This window comes from Exiguobacterium sp. s39, from assembly GCF_018618925.1.
GTDB classification, from domain to species: Bacteria; Bacillota; Bacilli; order Exiguobacteriales; family Exiguobacteriaceae; genus Exiguobacterium_A; species Exiguobacterium_A abrahamii.
Genome location: NZ_JACSNA010000001.1, coordinates 896,626 through 921,956, shown reverse-complemented (window position 1 = coordinate 921,956; position 25,331 = coordinate 896,626). Strand labels below are relative to the sequence as shown.

General features: G+C 50.6%; 29 protein-coding genes. 7 read left to right on the top strand and 22 right to left on the bottom strand.

What is annotated here, in order from left to right; genetic code table 11:
• Positions 1-2: 2 nt before the first annotated feature.
• Positions 3-356, bottom strand: a complete 354-nt coding sequence (locus KNQ11_RS04885) for a winged helix-turn-helix transcriptional regulator (RefSeq protein ID WP_050677945.1) — start codon at positions 354-356, stop codon at positions 3-5.
• A 111-nt stretch (positions 357-467) separates the two neighbouring features.
• Between KNQ11_RS04885 and KNQ11_RS04880 the strand changes: the two genes are divergently transcribed.
• Complete coding sequence (locus KNQ11_RS04880; protein ID WP_064299880.1) at positions 468-1,190, top strand: SDR family oxidoreductase; 723 nt, start codon at positions 468-470, stop codon at positions 1,188-1,190.
• A 69-nt stretch (positions 1,191-1,259) separates the two neighbouring features.
• On the opposite strand, the gene KNQ11_RS04875 is transcribed toward KNQ11_RS04880, so the two are convergent.
• From KNQ11_RS04875 to KNQ11_RS16970, 3 genes are all read right to left on the bottom strand, one after another.
• Positions 1,260-1,778 (bottom strand): hypothetical protein, encoded by a 519-nt coding sequence (locus tag KNQ11_RS04875; protein ID WP_214770102.1) that lies wholly within the window; start codon positions 1,776-1,778, stop codon positions 1,260-1,262.
• A 326-nt stretch (positions 1,779-2,104) separates the two neighbouring features.
• On the bottom strand, positions 2,105-2,431 hold the full coding sequence (locus KNQ11_RS04870; protein ID WP_050677942.1) for a hypothetical protein: 327 nt from the start codon (positions 2,429-2,431) through the stop codon (positions 2,105-2,107).
• A 159-nt stretch (positions 2,432-2,590) separates the two neighbouring features.
• Positions 2,591-3,595, bottom strand: coding sequence for a helix-turn-helix transcriptional regulator (locus tag KNQ11_RS16970; RefSeq protein WP_050677941.1), 1,005 nt, complete (start codon positions 3,593-3,595; stop codon positions 2,591-2,593).
• 113 nt (positions 3,596-3,708) lie between these two features.
• Between KNQ11_RS16970 and KNQ11_RS04860 the strand changes: the two genes are divergently transcribed.
• Positions 3,709-4,560: an alpha/beta fold hydrolase gene (locus KNQ11_RS04860; RefSeq protein ID WP_050677940.1), complete on the top strand. Its 852-nt coding sequence runs from the start codon at positions 3,709-3,711 to the stop codon at positions 4,558-4,560.
• On the opposite strand, the gene KNQ11_RS04855 is transcribed toward KNQ11_RS04860, so the two are convergent.
• Entirely contained in the window at positions 4,548-5,216 is a 669-nt protein-coding gene (locus KNQ11_RS04855) for a hypothetical protein (protein WP_029341707.1), read from the bottom strand. The two genes, KNQ11_RS04860 and KNQ11_RS04855, sit on opposite strands and share 13 nt — an antisense overlap.
• A 145-nt stretch (positions 5,217-5,361) precedes the next feature.
• Between KNQ11_RS04855 and KNQ11_RS04850 the strand changes: the two genes are divergently transcribed.
• Complete coding sequence (locus KNQ11_RS04850) at positions 5,362-5,898, top strand: flavodoxin family protein (protein WP_214770099.1); 537 nt, start codon at positions 5,362-5,364, stop codon at positions 5,896-5,898.
• A gap of 79 nt (positions 5,899-5,977) precedes the next feature.
• On the top strand, positions 5,978-6,295 hold the full coding sequence (locus KNQ11_RS04845) for a hypothetical protein (RefSeq protein WP_029341705.1): 318 nt from the start codon (positions 5,978-5,980) through the stop codon (positions 6,293-6,295).
• Between the two features lie 41 nt (positions 6,296-6,336).
• Here the strand turns inward: KNQ11_RS04845 and KNQ11_RS04840 are convergent, their stop codons facing one another.
• The 11 genes from KNQ11_RS04840 to KNQ11_RS04790 form a co-directional block, all read right to left on the bottom strand.
• Positions 6,337-6,636 carry a putative quinol monooxygenase gene (locus KNQ11_RS04840; RefSeq protein WP_251133487.1) on the bottom strand — a complete coding sequence of 100 codons (300 nt, stop codon included), beginning with the start codon at positions 6,634-6,636 and terminating at the stop codon, positions 6,337-6,339.
• Positions 6,636-7,001: a YciI family protein gene (locus KNQ11_RS04835; RefSeq protein WP_214770093.1), complete on the bottom strand. Its 366-nt coding sequence runs from the start codon at positions 6,999-7,001 to the stop codon at positions 6,636-6,638. Before KNQ11_RS04835 ends, KNQ11_RS04840 begins: the two co-directional genes overlap by 1 nt.
• A gap of 93 nt (positions 7,002-7,094) precedes the next feature.
• On the bottom strand, positions 7,095-7,556 hold the full coding sequence (locus KNQ11_RS04830) for a YflT domain-containing protein (RefSeq protein WP_023468312.1): 462 nt from the start codon (positions 7,554-7,556) through the stop codon (positions 7,095-7,097).
• Positions 7,557-7,642: 86 nt separating this feature from the next.
• Entirely contained in the window at positions 7,643-9,316 is a 1,674-nt protein-coding gene (locus tag KNQ11_RS04825) for an FTR1 family protein (RefSeq protein ID WP_214771892.1), read from the bottom strand.
• Positions 9,300-10,532, bottom strand: a complete 1,233-nt coding sequence (gene efeB / locus KNQ11_RS04820; RefSeq protein ID WP_251133621.1) for an iron uptake transporter deferrochelatase/peroxidase subunit — start codon at positions 10,530-10,532, stop codon at positions 9,300-9,302. Before efeB ends, KNQ11_RS04825 begins: the two co-directional genes overlap by 17 nt.
• A gap of 2 nt (positions 10,533-10,534) precedes the next feature.
• The gene (gene efeO / locus KNQ11_RS04815; RefSeq protein ID WP_149427363.1) at positions 10,535-11,353 is read right to left on the bottom strand and encodes an iron uptake system protein EfeO; all 819 of its coding nucleotides are present in this window, start codon (positions 11,351-11,353) and stop codon (positions 10,535-10,537) included.
• Positions 11,354-11,487: 134 nt separating this feature from the next.
• Positions 11,488-13,191, bottom strand: coding sequence for a DUF2339 domain-containing protein (locus KNQ11_RS04810; protein ID WP_149427362.1), 1,704 nt, complete (start codon positions 13,189-13,191; stop codon positions 11,488-11,490).
• Positions 13,192-13,330: 139 nt separating this feature from the next.
• Positions 13,331-14,407, bottom strand: coding sequence for a C39 family peptidase (locus KNQ11_RS04805; protein WP_058703424.1), 1,077 nt, complete (start codon positions 14,405-14,407; stop codon positions 13,331-13,333).
• 183 nt (positions 14,408-14,590) lie between these two features.
• Positions 14,591-15,640 carry an oxidoreductase gene (locus KNQ11_RS04800; protein ID WP_050677930.1) on the bottom strand — a complete coding sequence of 350 codons (1,050 nt, stop codon included), beginning with the start codon at positions 15,638-15,640 and terminating at the stop codon, positions 14,591-14,593.
• Between the two features lie 73 nt (positions 15,641-15,713).
• On the bottom strand, positions 15,714-16,199 hold the full coding sequence (locus KNQ11_RS04795) for a GNAT family N-acetyltransferase (protein ID WP_214770090.1): 486 nt from the start codon (positions 16,197-16,199) through the stop codon (positions 15,714-15,716).
• Positions 16,200-16,422: 223 nt separating this feature from the next.
• Positions 16,423-17,295: an SDR family NAD(P)-dependent oxidoreductase gene (locus KNQ11_RS04790; RefSeq protein ID WP_023468304.1), complete on the bottom strand. Its 873-nt coding sequence runs from the start codon at positions 17,293-17,295 to the stop codon at positions 16,423-16,425.
• 160 nt (positions 17,296-17,455) lie between these two features.
• Between KNQ11_RS04790 and KNQ11_RS04785 the strand changes: the two genes are divergently transcribed.
• The gene (locus KNQ11_RS04785; protein ID WP_214770087.1) at positions 17,456-18,919 is read left to right on the top strand and encodes a potassium/proton antiporter; all 1,464 of its coding nucleotides are present in this window, start codon (positions 17,456-17,458) and stop codon (positions 18,917-18,919) included.
• Between the two features lie 84 nt (positions 18,920-19,003).
• Positions 19,004-19,414: a hypothetical protein gene (locus tag KNQ11_RS04780; RefSeq protein ID WP_214770084.1), complete on the top strand. Its 411-nt coding sequence runs from the start codon at positions 19,004-19,006 to the stop codon at positions 19,412-19,414.
• A gap of 47 nt (positions 19,415-19,461) precedes the next feature.
• Here the strand turns inward: KNQ11_RS04780 and KNQ11_RS04775 are convergent, their stop codons facing one another.
• Positions 19,462-20,646, bottom strand: a complete 1,185-nt coding sequence (locus KNQ11_RS04775) for a hypothetical protein (RefSeq protein WP_214770081.1) — start codon at positions 20,644-20,646, stop codon at positions 19,462-19,464.
• A gap of 21 nt (positions 20,647-20,667) precedes the next feature.
• Positions 20,668-21,264, bottom strand: a complete 597-nt coding sequence (locus tag KNQ11_RS04770; protein ID WP_029341691.1) for a DUF1129 family protein — start codon at positions 21,262-21,264, stop codon at positions 20,668-20,670.
• A gap of 148 nt (positions 21,265-21,412) precedes the next feature.
• Between KNQ11_RS04770 and KNQ11_RS04765 the strand changes: the two genes are divergently transcribed.
• Positions 21,413-21,559 (top strand): hypothetical protein, encoded by a 147-nt coding sequence (locus KNQ11_RS04765; RefSeq protein WP_214770077.1) that lies wholly within the window; start codon positions 21,413-21,415, stop codon positions 21,557-21,559.
• A gap of 35 nt (positions 21,560-21,594) precedes the next feature.
• Here the strand turns inward: KNQ11_RS04765 and KNQ11_RS04760 are convergent, their stop codons facing one another.
• Genes KNQ11_RS04760 through KNQ11_RS04745 form a run of 4 tightly spaced genes read right to left on the bottom strand, consistent with a single transcriptional unit; the run spans position 21,595 to position 25,296 of the window.
• Entirely contained in the window at positions 21,595-22,386 is a 792-nt protein-coding gene (locus tag KNQ11_RS04760) for a PP2C family serine/threonine-protein phosphatase (RefSeq protein WP_214770075.1), read from the bottom strand.
• Between the two features lie 18 nt (positions 22,387-22,404).
• Positions 22,405-23,325 (bottom strand): alpha/beta hydrolase, encoded by a 921-nt coding sequence (locus KNQ11_RS04755; protein WP_149427357.1) that lies wholly within the window; start codon positions 23,323-23,325, stop codon positions 22,405-22,407.
• A 34-nt stretch (positions 23,326-23,359) separates the two neighbouring features.
• Positions 23,360-24,808, bottom strand: coding sequence for a PH domain-containing protein (locus KNQ11_RS04750; protein WP_214770072.1), 1,449 nt, complete (start codon positions 24,806-24,808; stop codon positions 23,360-23,362).
• Positions 24,805-25,296, bottom strand: a complete 492-nt coding sequence (locus tag KNQ11_RS04745) for a PH domain-containing protein (protein ID WP_064300972.1) — start codon at positions 25,294-25,296, stop codon at positions 24,805-24,807. Before KNQ11_RS04745 ends, KNQ11_RS04750 begins: the two co-directional genes overlap by 4 nt.
• Between the last annotated feature and the right edge of the window lie 35 nt (positions 25,297-25,331).

Sequence of the window (25,331 nt, the reverse complement as noted above, 5' to 3'; positions counted from 1 at the left end):
GCTCATGGAGCGGGGGCTTCCTCGTCGCATAATGTGCGCATCAATTGGTTGCGTGGTGTCGTCGCAAGACCCCAGTCGCAGATCGCATCGAGTAAGGGAATCAAGGAAACACCTTTCTCGCTCAACGCATATTCGACGCGGGGTGGGATTTCCGGGTAGACGGTCCGCGTAATCAAGCCATCTTGTTCGAGTTGCTTCAGTTGCTGTGTCAGCGTCTTCGGTGAGACGTCCTGGATATAACGCTCCAGTGTATTAAAACGTACCGCACCTTCCTCATGCAGCTCGTACAAGATCATCACTTTCCACTTGCCTTGAATCTGACGCATCGTCGCATCGAACTCATTTAGATACGGCATACCGTTCCCTCCCTTACCAAAAGGTAACCGACTGACCTAAAAGTGCGTACTTCTCGGATTGGTTTCCCTCTGTTATCTTCAATTTATCATATCAAATAAGGAGACGATATCATGAAAACAGGATTCATTGCCATCACCGGTGCGACGTCAGGAATCGGGCATGCGATTGCACGAACGTTCATTCAGAAAGGGTACCGCGTCTTATTGCTCGGACGACGAATTGATCGTCTGGCGAGCCTTGCTTCAGACGATGTCTTGATTCGCCAAGTCGCAGCCACCGACCGAGTTGCCCTCGATGCTGCTTTAGCAGACGCGACGGAAGCGTTCGGACCGGTCGAAGCCATCATCAATAATGCGGGTCGGATGTTACTCGGTCAAATCGAGACACAAGATGCGGAAGAATGGGAAGAGATGTTTGACGTCAACGCGCTCGGTGTCTTACACGGGATGCAAGCTGTCCTTCCCTCGATGGTGAAACGGAAGACCGGCACGATCATCAACATCAGCTCGATTGCCGGTAAAAAGACGTTCGCAGACCACGCCGCGTACGTCGGCACGAAATTCGCCGTCCACGCGATGAGTGAGAACGTCCGAGGTGAAGTCGCGTCCCATGGTGTCCGCGTCATGACGATTGCACCAGGTGTCGTCGAGACAGAACTGCTCGGTCATACGACAAGTGACGCGATTAAGGACGGCTACAACGAATGGAAACAGTCGATTGACGGTGGACTCGATCCGCAAGTCGTCGCGGACACTGTCTTATTCGCCTTCGAGCAACCGCAACATGTCAACATCCGGGAAATCGTCTTAGCCCCGACGAAACAACTCGATTGACGAAAAAACAGATCGAAGTGTTTGGAAGTAGATGTACTTCCGAGCGCTTCGGTCTGTTTCATTCAAGCGTTACTTTGCTAAGTGACTCTGTTCAATCGTTTGAAAGATCGATTGATAGATCTTCAGTTGCTCTGAACGATTCGGTCGTTCGATTCCCTCACCAAACAACCAGGTCGTCTCTTGTGTATCGTCATAGAGCATACCAGCCGCAAACGTCGGATTCGGCACCGAGATGCTTTCCTCATAGGATAGACTCGGATCAAGAAACGGTTCGATGGATTTTTGAGAGCCGATAAAGAAAAAGGGAATCTGCGCCTTCCGGTAGACGGTGGCATAGTCACGTCCCGCTGCCTGATGTAAGTACTCCGGCATAATCATGACGGCGTCGTATTGTCGTAAATCTCCTTTGATCTCCTGCAGATCAATCGAGTGGAAGTCCGGTGATTGCGTAAGAATTGGAGCCGTTCCGACGACGGCGATGGTGAGATCGATGGTACTGGCTTTTGGCGTCAACGTTGGTTTTTTCATCATACATACGGTAAGCAGTAGACTGAGTGCAAGTAAAGTCATGACGGTTCTTTGTCTCATCTGTCCCTCCATGATTTCCTAATATTAGGTCTTTCGCCTAGTTCCTTTATACCATAGAAATGGGTGACGTTATGTTTTTGCACAATAGGGAAATCGCGTGAATAAAGTACCAACAGAAGCCAATAAAAAAAGACTCCCTGATTGGAGTCTCCTTACTTTTCAGCATCGATTTTCGAAGCTTTTTTTGCAATGACGACAATAAAGACGATGGCACCGACAGGAATCACGAGCGGCATCCAGTCGAGGATATACTGTGCGTTCATCGTATCCCCCCTTACCTAGCAAGCTATAAGCGTAGCATATGCCAATTGCTGGGGAGTTGCAAGTCACAGTCGGGGCAGAAGTTCGTTCACGATCGCGTAATAAATCAAGATACTTGTCGAGAGCGTATATCCGATGAATAAAAGGGGTGTGAATTTAGGTTTCATGCGTCGTTCGATCAAGCGTAGCGAGCCGATGGTGACGACAAGAGCGACGACCGGACTGAATCCGAACACGACGATATCTAAGGATGTCACGACATCTTCTGGAAACACGAGATGAAAGACAAAAAGTGAGAATAAGTACCACGATGTATAGGATAGACAAACGAAGAAGAGGAAAGCAGCTAGTTTCCGCATCCCGTTTGATTGGCTTTTTTCCATCTGTTGCATGTCGTTCCTCCTACATAAGTATCAGATACCCTTAATAGTAACTGGAACTATTCGCTTAAAATATTCAAATATGAATATCCGACAAAAAACGACAAAAAGTTTTTTTCTCGACAATTTAAAAAAGCAAGATCCACGGTCAAGTGAACCTTGCTTCAGCCCTTAAAGAGCAGGTGTTTCGACTTGGTACATCGTCGCAAGACCTGCCACCTTGTTCTTGAATGTCTCCCGCCGTTCGACAGGCGCGATGATTTCCGCCTGGTTGCCGAACTGAATCAGCCACATCATGAAACCGTCGGAAAAGAGCGCATCGACTTTGACCTCGAACCAGAGATCATCGAGACGACGACAGCGGATATCCGTTCCGAACCGGTCGACGACGGTTGGCATCAGACTCTCCTGGAATTTAAGCGTCAATTGCTCGTTCTCTCCCCCGTACATGTTGAACATGTTACTTAAGTAACTCGGCTCGACATGGACCGGTTCTTCCATCGGTTCGAACGCTTTACAATCGACGATTCGGTCGACCCGGTACGTTCGGATCTCTTTGATCCGCTCATCGCGTCCAATCAAATAGTAATTTCCGTTATCCATCAACAGATGAGCCGGAGAAACGAGGTAATGCTCGCCATCCTTCCGTAACTCGAACTTCCGCGTCCGTTCATTAAACTTTCCTTGGTACTGGAAACTGATGACGAACCCATCGCTAATTGCTTTCTGGATCGTATCGATCGAGCGCGACGTCATTCCTTTTGGTTTTTTGACAGTATGTAGCACCGGTTGGAGTGACTCCGCCATCTTGTCACTCGTCAACGACTGAATCGTCTTAACGAGCGACGTCGTCTCACTTTCCGAGATGAACTTCGCACTGGCGATGGCATCGACGAGCAATCGGAGCTGATGATGCTCAAAGGGACGACTGACGAGATGATACGGAATGGCAAGTCCATTCTTCGTCTCTTCCGCCACGACGTCAAAACCTGATTTGGCAAGTGCCGCAATATCATCCTTCAACGATTTTCGGGATAGCTTCTCGATCAGTCCTCGTTTCGAGAGTTCCATGCTCAATTCCTCAAGCGTCAACGTATGGTCTTCATCAGACTGACGTTCGAAGATTTCTCGTACAGCAAGTAAGCGGTCACGGTTCGTTAATTTTTCGTTAGACACTACGCATCCTCATTTCCTAAGTCTCAATGGTTTGGTTATACTTTACAGTATACATGAAAATGAATATTAAATTAACAATAAAATGGTAAAAATTAAGAGATAGGAGAATTTGGATGCATTATATCGCAGAATGGAATGGTCAGCGTTTTGATTACCGAGATAGCGGGAGCGGTCCCGTCATTCTTTTGATTCATGGTACGCAGTCGGATTACCGGGAGGTCTACCATGTCGAAAAGTTAATCACGGCAGGATATCGTGTTATCGTACCGTCACGTCCGGGATATGGAAGAACGCCACTTCAGCTCGCAGATAGTCCAGAGGCGCTTGCAACGTTCTACGCTGGGTGGCTTGCTTCCCGCCAGATTGAACAGTACACCGTTTACGGCATCTCTGCCGGCGGACCGACGGCAATTGCACTTGCTGGAATGGATCCAGGCGTCCATGCCCTCGTCTTAGCGTGTGCGATGACGCACCGGATCTCGCTGCCGTATCACCGTCTTTTGATCCAACCGGTCTTACAACGTCCTTTGCAGTTCATCCAGTGGGGGCTTTGGACGTATGTGAAGGATAAAATTCGTAAGTTTCCTGAAGAAGCAGCGGTTCGGATGGTCGAGATGACGAGTCTTTTACCACGCGAAACGATCCGTACCCACATTAGTGAGACGGATGCGTCGTTATTATATGAGGTTGGTCTTCAAAATGGTCCTGGGCGAGGTGTCTTGTTTGATATCACACAAGACTTAGAACGAGAACGGCTTGAAGCCGTCACGTGTCCCGTCTTGATCGTCCATTCGAAGTCAGACCGTGCTGTTCCGTTCGAGCATGCGGAACACGCACGACGGAGCATTCCTCACGCGCAGTTCATTGAATCGAAAAGTCCCGGTCACCTGATTTGGATCGGTCCATCCGCACGTCGGGATGAACGTATGATCGAACGGTTCATCGCCTTCAATCAGATGACTTGAAGGCGGAGCCGCATTTTTAGCTTCTCATCATCCTCCTCGATCGCAATCAGACCACGACGCGTTAGTTCACCAATCGCACGACGCGTCCGGTCTTGATTAAGTCGGGCACAGCGGGCAATCTCAGCGATGCCCATCCGACATGACAGTTGGTTCGCCTTGATCTTTGATGAAGGCTTCGCGACGGAGCGTTGTAAGAGGCGCCAAAAGACATGGCGGGCATCCTCTGATAAAGCATAGGCATTTTTCTCGATCACAGGCGGCATGTAACGAACGTCTTCTCGAATCCGGCGAATCAGATAGAGACTGAGCCATTCTTCGAGCTCCGCTTGAATTCGTGAGAATTCGAACCACCAGAGCTGCTCGAGTGCCTCCTCTTCTTTCGTCGCCAGTTGCCAGCTAGCAGGAATCTCATCAAACTCTTCCTCGAGCCAGTCTTCGTAGTCGAGTGCCGTCTCATACAAGACTTGTGACGGGATCTGCTCGAGTGACGTCCGATGTTTATAGATATCAAAGCTCATCCGTCGAAAATGTTCGACGGATGCAGCCACTTGGCTCAAATGAATCAATTGTTTCGTAATGAGTCGCGCCAGTCCATCCATCTCGAGGTGGATGGCATATAAGTGTTTTTCTAGCGCAATGAGCGTGCTTCTCTCCATTCGACCGTTCCTCCCCTATTTGTTTTTCGTCTTCTTGTCTTTTTCCGCAAAACCCTTATTCAAAACCAATTGTGAGCATATCGGTGTATTGACAGTGCAGTTTGGAATAGAATAGAACAATCGAATTCAAAAGGAGATGCACGATATGTATACGATTTTTGGTAGCTCACGTAAAGGAAACAGTGAATGGCTCGGGGAACAAGCATTGAAAGGAATCCCTCATGTTGCTGTCGATTTGGCGAACGTCTCGATTCAGCCGATTGAAGACCGCCGTCATCATGGAGGCTTTTTGCCGATTGGCGATGACTATCGCCGGATTGTCGAAGAAATGCTTGAACACGATGACATCCTGTTCATCACTCCGATTTACTGGTACTCGATGTCGACGAAGATGAAATTATTTATCGATCGATTCAGCGAATCACTACGCGACGAAGAGCTCGACTTCAAAAGCCGGATGGAGGGGAAACGATTCCACTTGATCGCGGTCGGAGGAGACAATCCACGCGTTAAAGGACAAGCGCTCGTCACGCAGTTCGAGCATATCGCATCGTTCCTTGGCGCGACGCTTGAGACAGCGATTCTTGCCGAAGGAAATGCACCAGGTGAGGTCGAGTACGATCAAGAAGCGATTGCCGCAATCGAGGCGTTTCGTGAAAAAATGTCAGGAGCACGTGTTTAAGCACTGTTCGTGAAGGGAAATAACTGAAGCAGAGCGCACGACTATCTAGCGTACGACTCAATTCAGGAGGTGGTCAGCCATGTTCGCATCTAAAAAACGATCGAATCGCAAGTGGAAACAACTGACTTCACGCCAGCATATCCTTCATCTTGAACATCTGTATCAATCACGCGAAGAGACGATTGTTCGTGATCGCCTCTCCTTACAACACATCATGGAACGTGCAGTCCGGACCGGACAGACGGTCCACGTCCGATTAAAACAACTCGATACGGTATCCGGTTCGATCCAAGCGATTTTTCATGACCGCGGAACGATTGAACTTGTCACATCGACAGGTATGCGCCGGATGGTGCGAGCGTCGGACGTCATCGATATCCAGTGGACGACAACCTAACAGCATGTAACCCCTTCTCGACTAGAGGAGGGGTTTTTGGTTTACATGAGTCCTTTGCCACCGAGCGGGTGGTCTTCGAGCACGCGTTCAACATGCTCGAGCAACGGACGCGCTTGCGTAATCAAACGCCGCGTCACCGGTAACTCTAAAGACGCGAGGTGTGCAGCGGCATCCGTCCAGATTTCACGGACATGTAGCACATCCGGTTCGTCAGAACTACTGATGATGTAGTGTAGACAACTCGGATGAGTTTCTAAAGAAGCCGCAGCTTCAAGTAACAGGGCGATGACGTGGTCGCGTTGTCCGGCTTGAGTCGTAAATGTCGTCCATAATCCATACATCAAGAGGTACCTGATAATGGACGGATTTCTGCGCGCCAACCGTAAGATTCCCCTTCTGCGACTTGAGTCGTCGGATGAAGGGAAGCCAGTTCCATCGCATGATCCAAATCACGTGCTTCAAAGACAATCAAACTGCCAATCTGCTCTCCATGCGTTCGATCCGGCTCTACTTTCTTCTGTACGACCCCATCCTGCCAGTAAAATGCTTGTGTCGTAAGACCCGGGTGCCAGTCTGATAGGACATCGACTTGTTCATTGAAGGTGTTCATCAACGCATCACAACGCGACATCAAAGCATCGATCTCTTCCTTCGATAAAGCATCCATCCGCTCAGCATCGTAATAACCGACATATAAGAATTGCATTGTCTCTCCTCCTCTCAATTTTCCCATTCCCTTCCATGAAAAGGCTAAACAAAAGCCTCCTGTCTCTACGCTGAGAAACAGGAGGCTTATGTATCATTCATCTTTTAACTTGACGTTTTGATCGGCTGGTAACGTCGTCGTCGTTTCCTCGTCTTCAAGTTTTGGTACGCCAGCACCATAATCGGTTGCTTCATCCGTCACGTACGACGCCGCGAACGCTGGATTCAGTAAATCGGATTTCGAACCGACGATGACGATCCGACCGTGTCGGACTTCATCTTCTAGATCCTCAGCGACATCCTTCGTCATGCCAAGCTCGGACAACTGCGCGATCCGGTCATTTCGGTTACTACGGACGGCTGATAATAATGTCTCGAAGAACGACTTCTTCGTCACGCGGTACGGTAACGTCTGTGTGTCATTCGCGATCCGTTCCGCGAGTTCTTCATCTTTAGCAAAAATATAAATCTGTTTATTCGAATAGCCACTTGATTTGAGGCTCGTCACTTCTGCGTCGACAGCGGTCATGTTTCGTACGATGCGTGTTTCAAGCATAAAAATCCCTCTCTTTCATGCAGCAAGCTGCTGATAAGAAGTTATACCCGAAACATAATAGTTGAAACCTGAAATTGAAAAATGGATTAAGCAGCAGTCTGGATTGCTGCTGTGCGCCGCTTTTGCCAGATCGTAAACAAGGCAATCAGAATCATCAGGACAATTTGCGGGAGGAGCGTCTCGAGCGTCGGATAAAAGCCAATCCACCCGGCAGTTCCGAGTCCATTGATCGGATGAATCGGTAAGACGTTCGTCAGCTGCAACGCGTGCAGACTCGTACCAAGGATCTTGAACGCCATTAGATAGATTAACCACGACGCGACTTGGAACAGGCGATGAATCGGTAAACGGACACCAATCTGAATGACCGCATACGAGACGAGACCGATGATGATGATCGCGAGACCGATTCCGGATAACAAGGCAGTTTTCGTCATCGCTGGTGCCATTCCGATATAAAATAACAACGTCTCGGCGCCTTCTCGGAAGATCGTCAAGAAGCTGACGAAGAACAAGGATGTCGTCGAAAGCGTCGACAAAAAGTGTTTTCGTTTGGCGACGGCGCTTTTCGAGTGCAACCAGTAGCCGACGAACAACATGACAACGACCGCGACGATTCCTGTATAGCCTTCGATTTGTTCCCGACCCGTCGCAGCGAACGAGGCCTGAAAGACCGTCTGGAGGATGAGCGCTAACAGACCGCTTGCGATCAGACCAAGACCAGCACCTGCCCAGACCTTCCCTTCTTGTTTTGAACGACTTTTGCGAGCGAAAGCAACGAGCGCACTGACGATCAGTAACGCTTCGAGACCTTCCCGCAGCATGACGAGCATTGCATCGACGAACGTATAATGCGTCTTCGTTTGTAATTGTGCGATAGCATTCTCAAACGACTGGAGTTCTTGTGCCGTCTTTTCCCGCGTTTCCGGCGTCAGGCGGGCAAGTAACAGTGGTACATCTGATTCAAGCTGGGAATAGAGACCTTCATTACGTGTCCGGACCTCACCTTCCGCACGTGGCCAGGTCTTCAGAAACGATTCGAGTGCTTGTTTCGCTTTCGGTAAATCATTTGCAGCTAGTGCGGTTTGCGCCTCCTCGAGTGGCGTCAGCAGCGACTGCAGTCCCGTTTTCTTCGCCTGGACTTTCTCTCCGTCGAGGAAAGACTGAACGGCCGTATCGAACTGATCAAGTGCGGCTTTCCATTCCTTCGTATCCGCGGAATCACGCGCCGCCGCGATCCGGATCGACGCAAGTGCCATCTCGATGTTGCCATAATGACCGACACTGTCGTTGCGAACAAGACTCTCGTGCGTCGCCCATGCGGTCAACAACCGTTGCTCCGCTGCCGGACGATCGCTCGCCTTGACCTGCCGCATCTCTTTCGTCAACGAAAGCAATTGCTTCACTTTTGCTTTCGCAATCGGGTCCGTCTTCGGTTTCGTTGCTTCTTCCTGCTTCCGGACAGCAGCAGAGAGTGCCGTCAGTTGCTCGCGGACTTCCGGAAACGTTGCCTCCCGTTTCGTATCGACCTGTTTGACGGCTTTCGTGATTGCCGCTTGTTGATCAGGTAAGTCTTGAGCAGCTTGTCCTAGTTCATCAATCGCTTGATTCAGTGCTGCGCGATCTTTACTTGCGACGGCAGACAGGGCTTGTCCGATCGCGACATAGAGATCATCCGTCGAAGCAGCATAGACAGGCACCGTTTGTTGACCGGCTACAAGGAATACAAGTACAAGGACGAGATTACGCAAATAACGCATCACCGATGTAGCCTCCTTTCGAGATTCCACCGAAGCAGGCGAAGATGGCACTTCCACGGTGCGTGATGTATTCATTCAATCGATCCTGTGCGGCAAGGCGACGCTGAATCTCGATGAATTGTTTTGGTGAACGCTGATACGATAAAAAGAGTAGACCCGCATCGAGGGCACCTGTCTTCTCATCGATGCCGTCCTGATACGAGTAGGAACGGCGTAAGATCGCTGTCTTCCCATCCCCATGCGCGACAGCGGTATGCGAGTCAACCGGTAAAGCAGCTTCGCCACGAGCTTGACGTTTCGCCGGTGTAACGGAAGCGAATTCGTCTGTTGAGCCGAGCGGTGCCCCAGAAGCGCGTTCGCGCCCGAAGGTCCGTTCTTGCTCTTTTAGGATCGTCCGGTCCCAGACTTCGAGATGCATCTGGATGCGACGGACGACAAGGAACGAGCCGTTCGTCAACCACGGTGTACCATCTTGCCACTGACAAAAGAGCGATTCTTTCCGGACCTGCTTCTTCGAGACATCAGGATTCCCCGTGCCGTCCTTGAAGCCGAACAGATTACGCGGCGTCCCACCAGAGGCATCTGCTGCTTTACTGCGCTGGAAACCAGCTTGGGACCAACGCATCGCGACCGTCCCACGCCCGACACGGACGAGGTTACGGATCGCATGGAAGACGACTTGCGCATCATCACCACAGACTTGGACGACGAGGTCGCCACCGCTCCATTTTTCGTCCAGACGATCGAGATCGAACGTCGGCAACGGTTTAAGAGCATCCGGTCGTTTATGACGGATGCCGAAGCGACCGTCAAACAGACTTGGACCGCACCCGAACGTAAACGTCAAGTGACCGGCAGATAATCCATCCGCTTCCCCCGTATCTTCCGGTGGCACGTAACGGGAGTCGGAATCGCCGTATGGTAACCCGGCAGCAAGTCTTGCACATAACCGCGTCCAGCGTTTTAATAAATCGACCAACTCATCGCGTCGCTCCGTCTTGATATCAAACGCTACGACTTGGACGTGATTTTGTGGTGGTGTCAGAATTCCCGCTTGATACGTCCCGTAGAACGGCTCTTGATCACTTGCTTCAACAGTCAATGTCCGCGGAAGGAACTTCTCAAGACCACTGGCATACAAGGCGGCTCCGAGACTCGTCAAGCCTGCGACCTTCAGGACGTCACGCCGCGTGACGCCTTCTTGGATTGGTTTCATGCTTATCCCTCCAGTACGATGCCCATCTTCGAGAGCGGTTCCGCGAGTTCATTGATGGCGACACTCATCTGTTTGACGTCTTGTTTCGAGAGACTCGTATAGAGGACATAGCCGTCACCCTGTTTCTTCGCATCGAGTAACGCGTAGACATCCTTGAAGCGAGCAGCAATTTCCTTTGATAACGCCGCATCTTGTTTTTTCAGCGCCGGGTTCAACAGTTCGTAGATTTTTTCAGCACCTTCGACGTTTGCCGCGAAGTCATATAAATCAGTATGCGAATAACGGTCTTCTTCCCCTGTCACTTTTGACGTCGAGACTTCGTTCAATAGATCCGTCGCCCCCGTGACGAGTAATTCTGGTGTCACCTCGACCGTCTCGACCTTTGCCCGCAGTAAATGAACGTCCTTCATCAATTGTTTCGCGTATGCTTCATAACCTTTTGTCGTTCCCTTTTCGAATAATCCTTGCTCGATCCGGTGGTAGCCACCCCACTCCGACGCTTTCACGTCGCCTGCTCGCGCATCGATCTTCGGATCAAGGTCACCGAATACTTCCGCGATTGGTTCTGCGCGTTCGTAATACATCCGCGTCGGTGCGTACAACGCTTTCGCTTCTTCAAGCTTTCCCGCTTGTACGGCATCCGTGAACTTTTCCGTCTCGCGGACGAACGTATCGATTTCGTTGATCGCATACGTCCGGTAATCCGTGACGACCTGGTCAAAATTCGTCTTTTTCGGTGCTGGTGTCTCCGCTTGTTTCGCTTCACTGCAACCTGCTAAAACGACGGCGAGCGCCCCTGTCATCAATAATACTTGTTTCATGTATAGTTCCCCCTGTTACTAATTAAGTCAGTTCCTTAAATAGTATAGACGACAATGATAATCGTTATCAATAAAAATTTTTAAGCAATTAAAAACGCTTGAACCGGTTCATTTCAACCGATTCAAGCGCTGTGTCAGGCTTGTTCTTTGCGTTTTTTGAAGTACGTCCGTGAAATGATGAACGTGACGATTCCGAAGCCAATGAAGACGAATGCTTTTTGGAATAAGCTCAGGAACGACAAATCGAATAGTAAAAGCTTGACGGCACTGATGGTCAGTAGCAACAACCCGGATAATCGCCACGTCGACGACGTCCGCATCCGACCAATCGCGACAAGGACGAGTGCGAGGACGATATAGGCCGCGGACAACGTCGTACTACGCGCCGTCTCTTCAAGACCGCGGTAGAATGGTAACTCCATGATGATCAACGTGTATGTCGTAAAGACACCGATTGCAGCTAAGACGAGGACAAGTTGCCATGACCCTTTCCAAACCGGATCACGATGTGTCTGAACGAGGAGCAAGACGAATGCCGTCGAAGCAATGACCATCGCGAGCACCGTCAACGCATACGACAGCCCTATGCTTTGATAAGATTCATAATCAACGACGGCTGAAAAGATAAAGACGACATACAACCCGACGTTAAACAACCGTTGATGCGGCATTCGCGCCCGCGGAACGAACCAAAATGCGGCGATCAACCCGGCAATCAAGAAGTAGCGCAGTTGATACGTCCAGCTGAGGGCATCTGCCGGAATCAAGAGGACAGCGACGAGTAAGGCGACGTGACCGACGCCGTTTTGAGCCGGATCCTTTAATCGATCCGCAAGCACGTAGGCAATTCCGGCGAACAGAATCGCTACAAGCGTCCCGAACGACCAATCGAGGATCAGTAACGTCAGTAAGACGACGATTCCGGCAAGCCAGCTTGGCACGTTTGGCTGAAACTGGATGCGTCGTCCGACGAACGATGTCGCACCGTAACCGAAGAATGTCGCAAGTAAGAGAGACCATTCATCAAGTCGTGGTACCTGTTCATCAAGCCAGTAGAGCTCTAACGAGAGTAGGCCGAACGCGAGTGCGATCGTAAAGATCACCCAAGCGAAGACGAACGCTTTTTTGGCCTTCAGTCGGTCAACCGCAAAGAAGATCGCTGCGAACAGGACGACTTCGTACAATAAGAAGAGCGGTAAGTTCGGGTCGTCCGATAATTGTAGATACGGTAATAAGAAACCGGTGATGGATACGAGGACGAGCAAGGCTTGCGATCGCATCCAGAGCATCAAACCGTACGCGATGAAGACGACGACGAGCTCAAGTAAGAAGGCTAAAGACGGTGGATAGAATTGATATAAGGCCATCCCGGCGAACAGTGCCGCCAAGGCGACGATCGTACCGGTCGCGACGAGTCCGACCCCGAGCTCACGTCGTTTCTTCTCATACTGGTATTCTCCAAGGGCGATGACGAGTAGACCGATCAATACCCCACTTCCGATGCGGACAGGCGGACTGATCAGACCGGCAACCGAGGCGTAGGAGAACAGAAACAAGGCTCCGAGTGCAGCGAATATCGCTCCAATCCGGGGTAACCAGACGGTCGCGATGACCTGTTCCCATTCTTCGCGGGAGCGTTTTTCCTTAAATGTTGGTGGAGGAACAACCGGTTTTCGTTTCGTATAAGCAGGGCGCGGAGCTGGGCGAGCGACTGTACTTACTTCTGGTTCGCTCGGTTCAGGTGCGACAGGCGAAGTGTGCTGTCCTTCAAGGGCAGCTACTCGTTGTCGTAACGCCGCGACCTCCTGCTCGAGACGCGTGATCCGTGGATCTTCCATCTCTTCACTTCCTTTCATAGATACATTGTCATTCTTTTACACACCTAGCAGGTGAACTCCTTCATTTTACAGTAGATTTCGTATCGATATGCCTGAAAATGACAAAAATCCGGTCGCGTGGGAGCGACCGGATGAGGGTTTAACGAACAGATAACGCATATTGTCCCGTTTGATTGAAAACGGATGTGAACTGCGAGCGACTGACACTGTACTTGCCGCGGTATGGGTCCGAGACGTAGAACGAACCGCTTGAGACACCTGTCACGAGCATGACGTGATAGTTCCGGTAACCAGTAAATGTTTTACCGTCCGGTTTGATCCAAGAGAAGTAGCCATATGGATTCTTGAAATCGACCGTTGCCCAGACGATGACCGGGTTACCGCTACGAATCTCACTCTCAATTTTCGAGACGCCTTGTTTCGAGATATCAACGGCACCACTGCGGTATTTTTTCGCAAGTGGTAGGATCCCTTTCGGATAGATGCCCCAGTTCTTGTAGTAATCGAGCGTTCCGGCTGGATTCCCCGTGAACATTTTTTCTGGATCTGCCCAGTAATATTTTCCGTTCTTATACGTCGCGTTCTTCATGCTTTTCGGCATTTGATTATAGAGTGACGCAGCAGAGACGGCTTTTTTCTTGTATTCGAGTGCCATCTTCAACGAGACGAACTCACAACCAGATGGATACCCGAGTGAATATTGGTTGTAGTACGGAACATTTAACTTTTTCGTCGTCGTCGATGGTTTTGACTTCGAAACGTATTGCGTCGAGATATAGCGGTAGCTTCCCTTGTAGAGAATCCGTGTCCAGCTCCCTGACGTGCCGTATGTCGCAACGGCAACCCCTTTATTCAGCTGTCCTACGACTTTATACTTCGTTCCAGCACCCGTCCGGACGTTGAGTGTGCCGACCGTCGTATACTTCGTTCCCGTCGACGTATATTTCGACGAGGACGATTTGACGTAGTTTTTGTGTATGTAGCCTGTGCGGGATTTGTAGCTGATTTTATACCAGCTGCCGGACGTTCCCTTTGATGTGTAGACGTTCCCTTTGTAGACGTTACCGAGAATCTTACTCGATGTCGACGGTTTCTCGCGGACGCGCAAGACATCCGTCGTCACGGTCAACTTCGTCGCGGCCTCAGCGATCAACGAAGGGCTGAGTACCCCAACGATGACAGCCGCTACGAGCAATGCGGATAAGAATCGTTTCATGATAGACCCCCTATGTTTTGATTTGGTGAGACATTCCCTTATTCCCAACTTTTTGAAAAAATAATCAACATTTCTTTAGAAAAATCTGAAAAATAAGGAATGCACCTGTTCTTTATATCAAAAAAACCCGACCATGCCTATGGGCACAGTCGAGTTGTCATCAACCTGCAATCAAATTAAAATTTAATTTTGGATCGTCAAGATATAAGGTGACGGTTGCGCAAAAGCTTGTTCGAGCAGGTGGGCAACAAACAAGGTATCCTCTTCTTTCACCGGAAGCGGTGCATCTTCGACGATACTGCGGTAAAAGGCGCGATACATTTTACCGTAATCACCAACAGGACTCGGGATTCGGACGTCTTGCAGATGACCGTGTTCATCGTGATAGATCAAACGCCCATAATCGTCTTCTGAATCCTCACCGAACCCCTCTTCTCCCGGGAAGTAGTTCGCTTTCAGGTCGAGCTCTTGCCGGTCGACGTGTTGTTTGATGAACGTCCCGTTCGTGCCGTGTAACATCCACCGGGGTGCCGGGGCAAGTGCGACATGACTCGTCCGGACGCTGACCTTGAGCTCCGGATAATAGAGATCAATCGCAAACGCGTCGTCTGGATTATGCGGCAGTCGAACACTTCGTACGTCAAAGGCGACCTTGTCCGGTTTTCCGAACAAAGCGATGATTTGATCGAGCGTATGGACGCCGAGTCCGTAAAGCGCACCGTTTTCGTGACGCGCATCAGCTGACGCCGCTTCCGGGCGGAATAGATCAAATTGCGAGACGACCTCGACGAGACGACCAAGTTTCCCGGAACGGATGATTTGCGCGACGACTTGGAAGTCGCTGTCGTAACGTCGGTTTTGATAGGCGAGAATCTTGACGCCTTGCGCATGTGCTTCTGCAAATAGACGCTTCGTCTCCTCTTCCGTCACCGTAAATGGTTTTTCGACGAGAACGTGCTTTTGATGTTGCAGCGCGAGCAACGCGTATTCGAAATGTGTCGCCGGTGGTGTATTGATGACGACGACATCAAGTGCCGGGTCAGCGAGCATTTCGGACAGATCCGTCGTAAAACGGGCATCCGGCAGTCGATCCTGATAGGATGCGAACAGCTCCGGTTTTTCCTTCCGATTGTAAATCCAGGTGACGTGATAGTTGTCCTCGATCATCACGTACGGTAAATGGTAACGGGTCGTACTTTTGCCAAAGCCGATGAAGCCGATATTCAATCGCATCCGATCACTCCTTGAACCGTTCTTTTTCTATTACCATACCAAACGAAACGACCGTTGTCTTGATTGAACCGCTTCAGGCTGTCGCTTCGATGCGTTCATACTCATAAATCGAGAAGCCGTCCCGTGTTCCTTGATAGACGAATCCGAAGGACGTGTAATATGCATTGAGAAACTCGTTTGAAGCGACACAATCGAGTCGTAGGATTTCTCCTTCATCCTCTGTCACAGCAATCGAGTGTTCCAGCAATTTCCGACCGACCCCGCGTCCTTTGGCGCGGTCGCTGACGACGATTCGATGGATATACAGACCTTCTACATCATCCCACAAGGATTGATCCCATTCGAGCGAAGGAAGCAGGGCAACGGAACCAAGCAGCTCGTTCTGATCCTCAAAGACATATAAGCGACCTGCTTCTAAATCTCGCGCGACGAGTTGCTCGATGTCTTGCTCCAGATAAGCAGACCACTGGCTACTACCACTGGCTTTGAGGGAGAGCGCTTTTTGCTCAAGTAGGGTTGCGATGTTTCGAACGTCTTTTGATGTAGCTTGTCGTATCATGTTATTCCTCCTGTTACAAAAAAAATTCTTCTCTATCCTAACGAATGTACAGCGAGAAGAAAACCTTTTTGCTTCAAGATTTCACGTTTGCCCATTATTTTGTGATTTTTTTCATATTCCACAATTTTATTTCAATGTAACGTATCCTTTAGGAGTGATCTGACCCCCAGTCGTCACAACGGATAAACGACCGGCTTCCCACGAGCCGGTCGTTTTTTGTCGTTCAGGCGAGTTCAACCCAGCGACGCGACAAATTCCGTGCTTGCGCCCGGTACTCGTCGTCTTCGACGATCGGATTACTGAGTCGTGGAGCGGAATCTGCATAGTAGCCGCCGTTATCGAGCGGATCGTCGGTCGTTGCGAGATAGAGTGCCGTCTTCGCGCCGTATTCTGGTGTATAGAGTTTTCCGGTCCAGTATCCGACTTGCGCGACCGGTTTGAGTAACGTCTTCATCACTTTGCCGTACTTGCCGCGATAGAACAGATCCGTATTGACGATCCCCGGGTGGACGCTGACGAACGTGATCCGGTCACCGTGCTTTTCAGCCAGTTCACGCATATGAATCATTTGCAGGAGCTTTGATTCGCGGTAGGAACGCATCGGGCTATAGTGTTCTTTTTTGACGTGGGCGATCGCTTCGAGTTCGACGTCGGTCCGAATCAAGCCGCCTTCACCTGCGAGCGACGAAATCGAGATGACGCGCGGATCGTTCCCTTTCTCAAGTAACGGCAATAAGCGCTCGATCAAATAGAAATGACTCAAGTAGTTGACCTGGAATTGTGATTCGAAGCCGTCCTTCGTGACATGATACGGCGGTACCATGACACCGGCGTTTAAAATTAAGCGGTCGATCCGACCGACTAAATCAAACAGACGATCCGCGAAGCGACGGACGGAGTCCAGTTGATCGAGTTGAACGATCTCGATTTCCAGGTGCGTATGCGATACACCATGTTCTCGCAGTAGTTGTACGAGTGCCGTCGCTTTTTTCTGCGAACGGACGGTAGCGATGACCCGATCTCCTCGTTCCAATAATTCTTGAATCGTGACCATCCCCATGCCGGAGTTGGCACCCGTGACGATACAGATGTTCATCCCTTTTCCTCCTTGTGTTCCGTATTGAACGCAAATAGTTCTGTTTCTAGTTTTCCTTTTTCTTTTCGTTTGTACACCTCGTTTTGACGTTATTTTTCGAAATTTTCAAAAAGTAACGTATACTAAAAGGAGAACATGTTATCACGAAAGAGGTGGTCGGATGGAAGAAGGGACGATCTTATTCGTCGCAGGAACGTTACTATTGATTGCGATCATCACGACGAAGTTTGCCGTCCGGTTGAATGTACCGACGTTGATCCTGTTCGTCGTCGTCGGGATCGTGGCAGGGTCAGATGTCACAGGAACCATCAACTTTGGTGATTTCGAGCAAGCTCGTCTCTTTGGGACGATGGCTCTCGTGCTGATTCTGTTTGACGGTGGCTTGCATACGAAGTGGACACACTTCCGGAAAATTCTCCCCGCTGCCCTGTCGCTTGCGACCGTCGGGGTCCTTGCAACGACCGGGATCATTGCCATCGTTGCGTATCTATTACTTGATTTTTCTTGGCCGGTCGCGTTATTGATCGGCGCGCTCGTCGGCTCGACTGATGCGGCGGCTGTTTTTTCCCTGCTCAGTGGACGACCAGTCGATGCCAAAGTCAAACATACGCTCGAAGCGGAGTCCGGAACGAATGATCCGATGGCCGTCTTCCTGACGATTTTGTTCACATCGTTTGCGTTAGCGCCGGAATCGTTCTCGATCGGTGCGGGTATTCTGTCCTTCATCTACGAGATGGGACTCGGGACACTAGTTGGTCTTGCGATCGGGTATCTCGTCACGCAACTGCTGAACCGGATTGAGTTGCCATCGTCCGCCCTTTATCCGACGCTTCTGTTCAGCGGTGCTCTCTTCTCCTATGGTCTTGCGACGATTTTGCACGCCAGTGGGTTTCTCGCCGTCTATTTGACCGGGATTTGGATCAACAATCATGACATGATCTACCGCGAGACGCTCAAACGATTCAGTGGCAGCTTGTCGCATTTAGCAGAGATCGGCATGTTCATCATGCTCGGACTGCTCGTCTTTCCAAAACAATTACTCGATCCTCGGACCTTGTTCGTCTCGGCCTTCATCGTCCTGACGTTGATCCTGCTCGCTCGTCCACTTGCCGTCGTCTTGTCGTTGCTTCCGTTTCGGTACACGGTCAAAGAACAGAGTGTCATCACGGCAGCCGGATTACGGGGCGCCGTTCCGATCATTCTCGCGACCTATCCGCTTTCGAGTGGTCTCGCGGAAGCGCCGCTTCTTTTCAATATCGTCTTCTTCACCGTCATGACGTCTGCTCTTTTGCAAGGAACGGCCTTGCCGTGGATCGTCCGGCGAATGGGGCTAGAGACACAGCCCGACACGACGGTCGAACCGTTCCTGAAATTCATGACCGTCACCCATCCGCAAGCGGAGATCATCGAGGTCAGGGTCTCGACAAACAGTGTGATTGCCGGAAGAACGTTACAGGATATCGAGATGCCCCAGGATGTGCTCGTCGTTGCGATCATTCGTGAAGATGAAATCCTGACGCCACGTGGTCAGACACGTGTCCTCGTAGACGATCAACTGTTGATTTTGACACCTAAACAAGCGGATCAGGACGTTCGACGGCTGATTGCGTCGCTCGGATTATAGGTCGCTCTCGACACATCCTCCAGTAGGGTGTGTTTTTTGATGTAGATTGGTATACTCAAAAAGGAAAATAAAGGAGGAACCTTGATGTTGAAACGATTACTTGCCGTCATCTTGACTACCACGCTCGTTTGCACCGTCCTAGCATACATATCCTATACACCGCTCCGAGATTGGGCATCGGATACGATGTATGATTCATTCGGTTCAACATTTTTGTCATACGTCTTATTCGCCTTGCCCATCATCTTGCTGTCCGGCTTCTTACTCGACTTTATCATCGGCATGATCATCAACCGGTCATCGACGACATTAGCGTATGTGCCGACAGTCTTCGGTTACGGAGTGTACGGTATCGTGATTGCGAGTCTTCTCATCGTATTGACGACGAAGGACGCATTTGATCTGCCACTTTCTTTTACAATCGCTGCTCTGACAGCAATGATCTATTACAGTCTGTCCGTCGTCTTTAATCGATTGTCACAGCACGCGCACTAAAAAAACGAACAGGCACGTCTGCTTACTCGCGGACGTGCCTGTTCGTTTTATTCTGCTTCCGTTCGTTCAATCGTGATGACACCCGGTGGACGATGCGGGAAGGTCAACGTCAGACCGGCAAAGCGACAACTATCATCTTCGTTCGGTGCCCGGTGCACCCACTCGATCGTCTCTTGCCTTGCTAGCGCGTGGCGGATCCGGTTATCGGCTTGTGTACGCGAGATGCCGCGGCAATCGACGTTCGTGATATACGTTGCTTCGTCCGACTCGATCTGTTGCCAAATCCCGAGGATCAGTTGACCAATCGGACTGACAGATTGACCATCCGGTTCTTCACTGCTGACGGCATCATCGAGCATTTCGATGACAGCGTCACAAGTCTCACCGGAAGCAAGCAATCGCGTCGATCCTTGTTGTAGAATCCGGTATCGCGTCACGCCGTTCTCGAGCCACAAGCGCTGTGCGAATGGATTGACCGGAACACCGTGGAAAAATGTCTGCGTCCCGCGCCAAGCAAAACCAAATGATGGATCGTACGCCCGAATCGTCGCCATGGCGCGATCATGGAACTTAGTGATCGTCTGTCGTTCTGTTTCCAGTAAGGTCCGGATCGCGTTATCGTCTTCTAACGATACCGACTTTGGTGTCACGGTGAATAATTCCGACTCCGGTAAGCGGTGTGGGGACAAAATCGTTCCGTCGAAACGATAATCGTTCGCCGGACGTCCAGTACGCCCGACAGATAAGCGCCACGTCCGTTCTTCCGGCATGAAGGCATAACTTTGATGGGCAAAAGGTGGTGCGACGAACAGTCCCGGAAACGGATCGAATGTGTCGACTCGCAGGACGTCACCGTCATACCAGCACTCTTCGATCAGACGGACGAGCCGTCCGACGGGTGCATTACGGTCCGGCAGGTAACGACCGGTATTCGCATGAAATCCGAGCAGGAACTCGCGCTCTTCTTCCTGAAAGGTCACCATCAAGAGTTGGAACAACGACGCAATCTGCTGCTCGACGAGTTGTGGCTCCTCCTCCGTCTCTGCTTCGAAGGCGACCATCTTCCAGCCGGACCGCTCATACAGATGGATCGTCACCGGAAAGAACAGGAAGGCACCATGTGTCGCTTCGAGCTTGACCATATCTTGCGATGCTAATCGTTCTGTCAGTAGGGAAAAGCCCATTCGTTCGAAATGATCTTGCAGCCGTCGTTTCCAATGTGTGAACTCCACGCAATCCTCTCCTCTCGCGAATTATGCGCCGCGCTTTCGTAACGGATTCTTTGACCAGTAGATGTAGAGACCAACGAGTCCCGCGATGCCGATGATATAAGACGGCGTTCCGCTGACTTGAATCAAGACGTCTGGTGCCGGGAAGACCGTCACGAGCAGTGCCTTGTAGGTTGAAAACAAAATGAAGCTGATGACGAATTGAATCCACACCCGCGGTTTGACTTGTTTAAGCTTCGGTGCCGTGATGACTTGTGACATCGCATCGATCAAGAATAGAGCGATGATCGAGAAGAATAAGTAGTCAATCAAAGCGAATTGGAACAATCCATCGATCCCTTCGATGAAGATGAACATCAGGATCGACGAGACATAGTTTCGCGTCCAGCGTTTTTGCGTCTCCATCCGGTGTCGTTGTGGTAATTCAGCGATCATCTGATCGAGGCGTGCTTCGACCGATAGACCGTGAATCTCTTCGAACGGTCGTTGTTTCCGCTGGGCTTCATAGATATCTGCCCGCAGACGGTCTTCAATCTCCGTCCGGTCCGGTTCTGCGACATTCAGATTCAAGCGTGGTAAAACGGTTTCTAATAGACGTGTGTTGGCTTTCGTTAATTTCAATCGATTTCCCCCTTTTTCATGTTTAAGTATACTGGGTTTTTGGGAAAAATACGTAGTGGAAGTAAAAGATTGCTTGACGAAACGATGAAGAATGTTCAGAATTATTAAAATATAGTGTCGGAATCAGACAGAAAGGACGTGTCGGACCATGCGTCAAACATTGACGAGCGCCGCCTTGATCACCTTGCTGACAAGTGCGGGCATCGCCTTCCCGTTGGCTGAATCGAAGCCACCCGTGGACCAAGAACCGGTCGAACTCGATCAGCAACAGGAACAAACGCCTGAAACAGAATAACAATAACCCGCGCTCAAGCAGGAGCGCGGGTTATTTCATGTATCACTAGGTTGGGTGACGCGTTCGTCAATCGTGACGGTCCATGTAACGACCGTCGTACTGTCACGAACACCCTGTGCCTCGATCGTCGAGAGAAGTTCTTTGACACCACCTGATCGTAAAGTGTCCTCGATCTGCATCGCGTCAGCATATGGGGTTCCCGGGCACTCAAGCAAACCATCCGTCGTCACGAACAACTGATTCTCGCCTTGCCGCAATTCGCGGATCCCACGCGCGTAACTCGGGACCGGTAACGCAAACGTGTTCGCGCGTCCAATCCATTCATAGAATTGACGCTGGTTCAAAGCGGCTTGTCCCATCTTCATCAGCTCCGGGTGAAACAGATACAAGACGACGTCACCGACCGAGAACCACCAGATGAACCGTCCTTTGCGGACCGCAATCAGACACGCCGTCTCCCCTTGCAACGTCGCACACGCCGCTAAAAAATCAGGATCTTGAAATAGATCCAGCACGGTCGTCTCGATTCGTTGGAATGCGTCCGTAAGTGGGGCATCAAGATCAGTCCGAATGCGCGACTCGTGTTGTGCTAACTGCTCTAAGACAAGTGCCGCACTATCTGCTGTCTTATGAGCGTCTAAGACGACGGTCATCTCCCAATCGTCGCCAATCAAGATGGCAGCCCCGTCTTCATTTTTATATTGACCGCTTCTTGAGCAGCCTCCGAATCGCCCGAGCGTTATCCGACCAATCTGGTCCATCTGCTTCGTGTCGACGAATGATTCGTCGGATCCGACCCAGAAGTAGGATGGATGTGTCGTCTGCATGCATCAGTCTTCCCTTCTTTACATCTCCCGCAAGTACGGTTGCAAGAATAAGCGTAATCGTTTTTCGTAGTTATCCGGGTCCATCGTATACGTCTCGTCATGATCGGCATCGCGAACCGGATACAATTGTTTTAATCCCGTTTTTGCTTGATACAGTTCGTACATCATCCGAACCGGAACGAGTTCGTCCTTCATTCCATGAATGAACATCGTCGGAACCCGACTCTTCGTTGCTTGACGGGTCACCGAGACGTCGCCATAAAAGAAATCTTGCTCGCCTTTGTTCCACATGCTCGCGACCGTCAGAGACGGCAGTGCCGGGTAACGGATCTGTTCGTCCGCAAGTAGACTGAACCAGTCGTCGAGTCGGGCGTAAGCTCCTTCAGCGACGATCGCCCGGACTTGGGTTGGTACGGTCTCGCCAGAAGCGAGTAAGACGGTCGCTGCGCCGACACCGAGTCCGTGATAGACGATCCGTGTATCGTCTCCGTTTTCAGCAAGCAGGCGTTTCGTCCATTCCAAGACATCCAGTCGATCGAGCCAACCGTAATTCCGGACGCCACCGCTTCGATCCTGCCCACGCCGTTCGATGAGTAAGACATTGAAATTAGCCTCATGGTAATAACGGGCAAGCGCATAAACACCGGTCTGTGAAAACATCATCTCATCCGGAACGAGGAGGACCGTCTGTTTGCTACCGTCAACCGGTAGATAACGCCCGAAGCGGACGGTCCCGTCCTTCGACCATTGCTGCGTCTCGCTCGTTTGTTTAAACCATGTCTCGTCGTTCGTCACCTGTCCGTCCGTTCTTGTCGTCTTCAGAATCGGAGAAGCGTCCGACTGACCGATCAATGTTTCTTGCATCCGGTATCCATCATAGACGATGAACAGTAGCAGACACGTGACGAGCAATACGATGCCGATTCCCCATTTGCGCATGTGCTTCGCTTCCTTTCCGACAGTGAGTCTTTCCTTATTCGTCGTCGGTTTTCACTTCCCCTGCTAACGGGGTCGAAAGGAACGATTGTTTATACCAGCGCTGTAAGGTATCAATATCCGTTCGTTCAAAATAGAGCGCGTTAAAGGCAGTATTGCCTCGTAATTGAATTTCGATCCGGGCAATCTCCTTTGCTTCGAGCCAGCGGGAGACGGACCAGGTCAATTCCTCGATCTTCAGTCGTGGCGTATAGACGCTCTCTTTTTGGACCCATTGTTTGCGTAACATCAAGAGATCGTGTCCGGTGCCGAAACGGGTCTTTCGGTAACCGCTACGCACAGCGAGGTAATAGAACGGTAACCAGATGAACAGAAGCAAGATTAAGAAGCGCCAGGAAGTATCAAGGACGATGATGACGACACTGCTTAGTGCCGTAAACAACAGTGCATAACCGAGTAACGGCCAACGAACCCGGTAGCGAAAGCCGATCGGTGCAACTTCATGCTGCGGGTGGAACTGACGAAAGCGCGGTAGATACGTCGCTAGGAACGGATCAATCTCGTTCGTCCGGATGAACGGATGGAGCAACAGTCGCTCCTTTTCTCCAGTCGCCGAGATGATGTGCAAGGACAGGCTAGCCCGTCCAATCAACCGCTGAATCCAGTTTTCCTGAATGATGAGGGCTTGAATCTTGTCGGCATGAAACGCGACCTCGGTCCGGTTCAACATCCCGTATCCGATCAATAACCGGTTATGTTGCAAGACGGCACGGTACGAACCGTACTTCAAGATATAGACGATGATCGAGCCGATATAGATGACGAGTAAGACGATTACGCCAAGTCCCGTCAAGACGAACAGTGATAAATGCGCGAGCTCCGAGAACAGTCGATCGACATAACGTTCAATAAACTGATCGATGAATTGATAGGCGGTTCCGATCCCGACGAGCGCCAGTCCGACGCGTCCTGACAAGGCACCGGCTAATGCCAAATCGCGGACCGGGATCGTATAGGCGACTTCTTCCTGTTGTTCTTCGACGACGAGTTGCCCCTCGTTTTTGATCGACGACTTTAGTTCTTTCGCAAAATCAAGACGGATTCCCTTTAGTTCGACTTCCGGTGTTCCGCTCTCGGACGACGTCTCGACGGTCAACGTCGCAAGACGCAGCAGTCGTTCGATGACATTTTGCTGGATGCCGATCGACTCGATCCGTTTACGTTGTGTCGTCCGTTCACTTTTTTGGAAAATCCCTTTGCGGACCCGAATCGTTTCGGCATCAATCGTGAACGTATAGAAATACCAGGAGGCGATCCCGTATAAGAGGACGAACACAATCCCAACACTGATCCCGATCCACGTATAGGTGTTGATCTCGCCTTTGCGGATCGCATTTAAAATCAAGGCAGCGAACGGAATCAGGAGCGAGCGGATGATCGAGATACTCGACATCACGATGAACAGCGGGTGGACGCGCCGGGTCATAACGATTCCTCCTCCCGCTCCTCGAGTTTCGCGAAGCGTTCGACTTGTGTGCGTAGCGCGTCTCCTTGCGCACGATCGAGTCGTGTCAACGTGACGAATCCGGATGCCGTTCGAATATCCAGTGTGATCAAATCATAGCGACGCAGGATTGGTCCCGTTTGACTGTCAATCAGTTGCACCTTGACGAGCGGCACGGTGACTTCGCGGCGGAAGAAGATGCCGTTGCGGACGACGAGAAATTCCTCATCGATACGATAACGCATATACTTCACGCGAAGAACGGGTATGTAGACGATACGGGGAATGAAATAGATCAGCCAAAGCAGACCGACGATGCCCATCCACCAGGGTGTCAGGTCGAGCCACATGACTTGAGTGATCGTCGTTCCGATCAAAATGACGGCGATCAAGCCGTGTAACGGCAACAATCCGAGCCGTTCTGCTCGAATCGATCGTTCTGGCAATGTATGCCATTGTACAGTAGACATCAAAAAACACTTCCTTTCGTTTCCATTTACGGTTA

Coding starts and splice junctions, on each gene's coding strand:
- KNQ11_RS04885 (WP_050677945.1), bottom strand. CDS start 356: ATGCCGTATCTAAATGAGTTCGATGCGACGATGCGTCAGATTCAAGGC.
- KNQ11_RS04880 (WP_064299880.1), top strand. CDS start 468: ATGAAAACAGGATTCATTGCCATCACCGGTGCGACGTCAGGAATCGGG.
- KNQ11_RS04875 (WP_214770102.1), bottom strand. CDS start 1,778: ATGAGACAAAGAACCGTCATGACTTTACTTGCACTCAGTCTACTGCTT.
- KNQ11_RS04870 (WP_050677942.1), bottom strand. CDS start 2,431: ATGCAACAGATGGAAAAAAGCCAATCAAACGGGATGCGGAAACTAGCT.
- KNQ11_RS04860 (WP_050677940.1), top strand. CDS start 3,709: ATGCATTATATCGCAGAATGGAATGGTCAGCGTTTTGATTACCGAGAT.
- KNQ11_RS04855 (WP_029341707.1), bottom strand. CDS start 5,216: ATGGAGAGAAGCACGCTCATTGCGCTAGAAAAACACTTATATGCCATC.
- KNQ11_RS04850 (WP_214770099.1), top strand. CDS start 5,362: ATGTATACGATTTTTGGTAGCTCACGTAAAGGAAACAGTGAATGGCTC.
- KNQ11_RS04845 (WP_029341705.1), top strand. CDS start 5,978: ATGTTCGCATCTAAAAAACGATCGAATCGCAAGTGGAAACAACTGACT.
- KNQ11_RS04840 (WP_251133487.1), bottom strand. CDS start 6,636: ATGTATGGATTATGGACGACATTTACGACTCAAGCCGGACAACGCGAC.
- KNQ11_RS04835 (WP_214770093.1), bottom strand. CDS start 7,001: ATGCAATTCTTATATGTCGGTTATTACGATGCTGAGCGGATGGATGCT.
- KNQ11_RS04830 (WP_023468312.1), bottom strand. CDS start 7,556: ATGCTTGAAACACGCATCGTACGAAACATGACCGCTGTCGACGCAGAA.
- KNQ11_RS04825 (WP_214771892.1), bottom strand. CDS start 9,316: ATGCGTTATTTGCGTAATCTCGTCCTTGTACTTGTATTCCTTGTAGCC.
- efeB (WP_251133621.1), bottom strand. CDS start 10,532: ATGAAACCAATCCAAGAAGGCGTCACGCGGCGTGACGTCCTGAAGGTC.
- efeO (WP_149427363.1), bottom strand. CDS start 11,353: ATGAAACAAGTATTATTGATGACAGGGGCGCTCGCCGTCGTTTTAGCA.
- KNQ11_RS04810 (WP_149427362.1), bottom strand. CDS start 13,191: ATGGAAGATCCACGGATCACGCGTCTCGAGCAGGAGGTCGCGGCGTTA.
- KNQ11_RS04805 (WP_058703424.1), bottom strand. CDS start 14,407: ATGAAACGATTCTTATCCGCATTGCTCGTAGCGGCTGTCATCGTTGGG.
- KNQ11_RS04800 (WP_050677930.1), bottom strand. CDS start 15,640: ATGCGATTGAATATCGGCTTCATCGGCTTTGGCAAAAGTACGACCCGT.
- KNQ11_RS04795 (WP_214770090.1), bottom strand. CDS start 16,199: ATGATACGACAAGCTACATCAAAAGACGTTCGAAACATCGCAACCCTA.
- KNQ11_RS04790 (WP_023468304.1), bottom strand. CDS start 17,295: ATGAACATCTGTATCGTCACGGGTGCCAACTCCGGCATGGGGATGGTC.
- KNQ11_RS04785 (WP_214770087.1), top strand. CDS start 17,456: ATGGAAGAAGGGACGATCTTATTCGTCGCAGGAACGTTACTATTGATT.
- KNQ11_RS04780 (WP_214770084.1), top strand. CDS start 19,004: ATGTTGAAACGATTACTTGCCGTCATCTTGACTACCACGCTCGTTTGC.
- KNQ11_RS04765 (WP_214770077.1), top strand. CDS start 21,413: ATGCGTCAAACATTGACGAGCGCCGCCTTGATCACCTTGCTGACAAGT.
- KNQ11_RS04760 (WP_214770075.1), bottom strand. CDS start 22,386: ATGCAGACGACACATCCATCCTACTTCTGGGTCGGATCCGACGAATCA.
- KNQ11_RS04755 (WP_149427357.1), bottom strand. CDS start 23,325: ATGCGCAAATGGGGAATCGGCATCGTATTGCTCGTCACGTGTCTGCTA.
- KNQ11_RS04750 (WP_214770072.1), bottom strand. CDS start 24,808: ATGACCCGGCGCGTCCACCCGCTGTTCATCGTGATGTCGAGTATCTCG.
- KNQ11_RS04745 (WP_064300972.1), bottom strand. CDS start 25,296: ATGTCTACTGTACAATGGCATACATTGCCAGAACGATCGATTCGAGCA.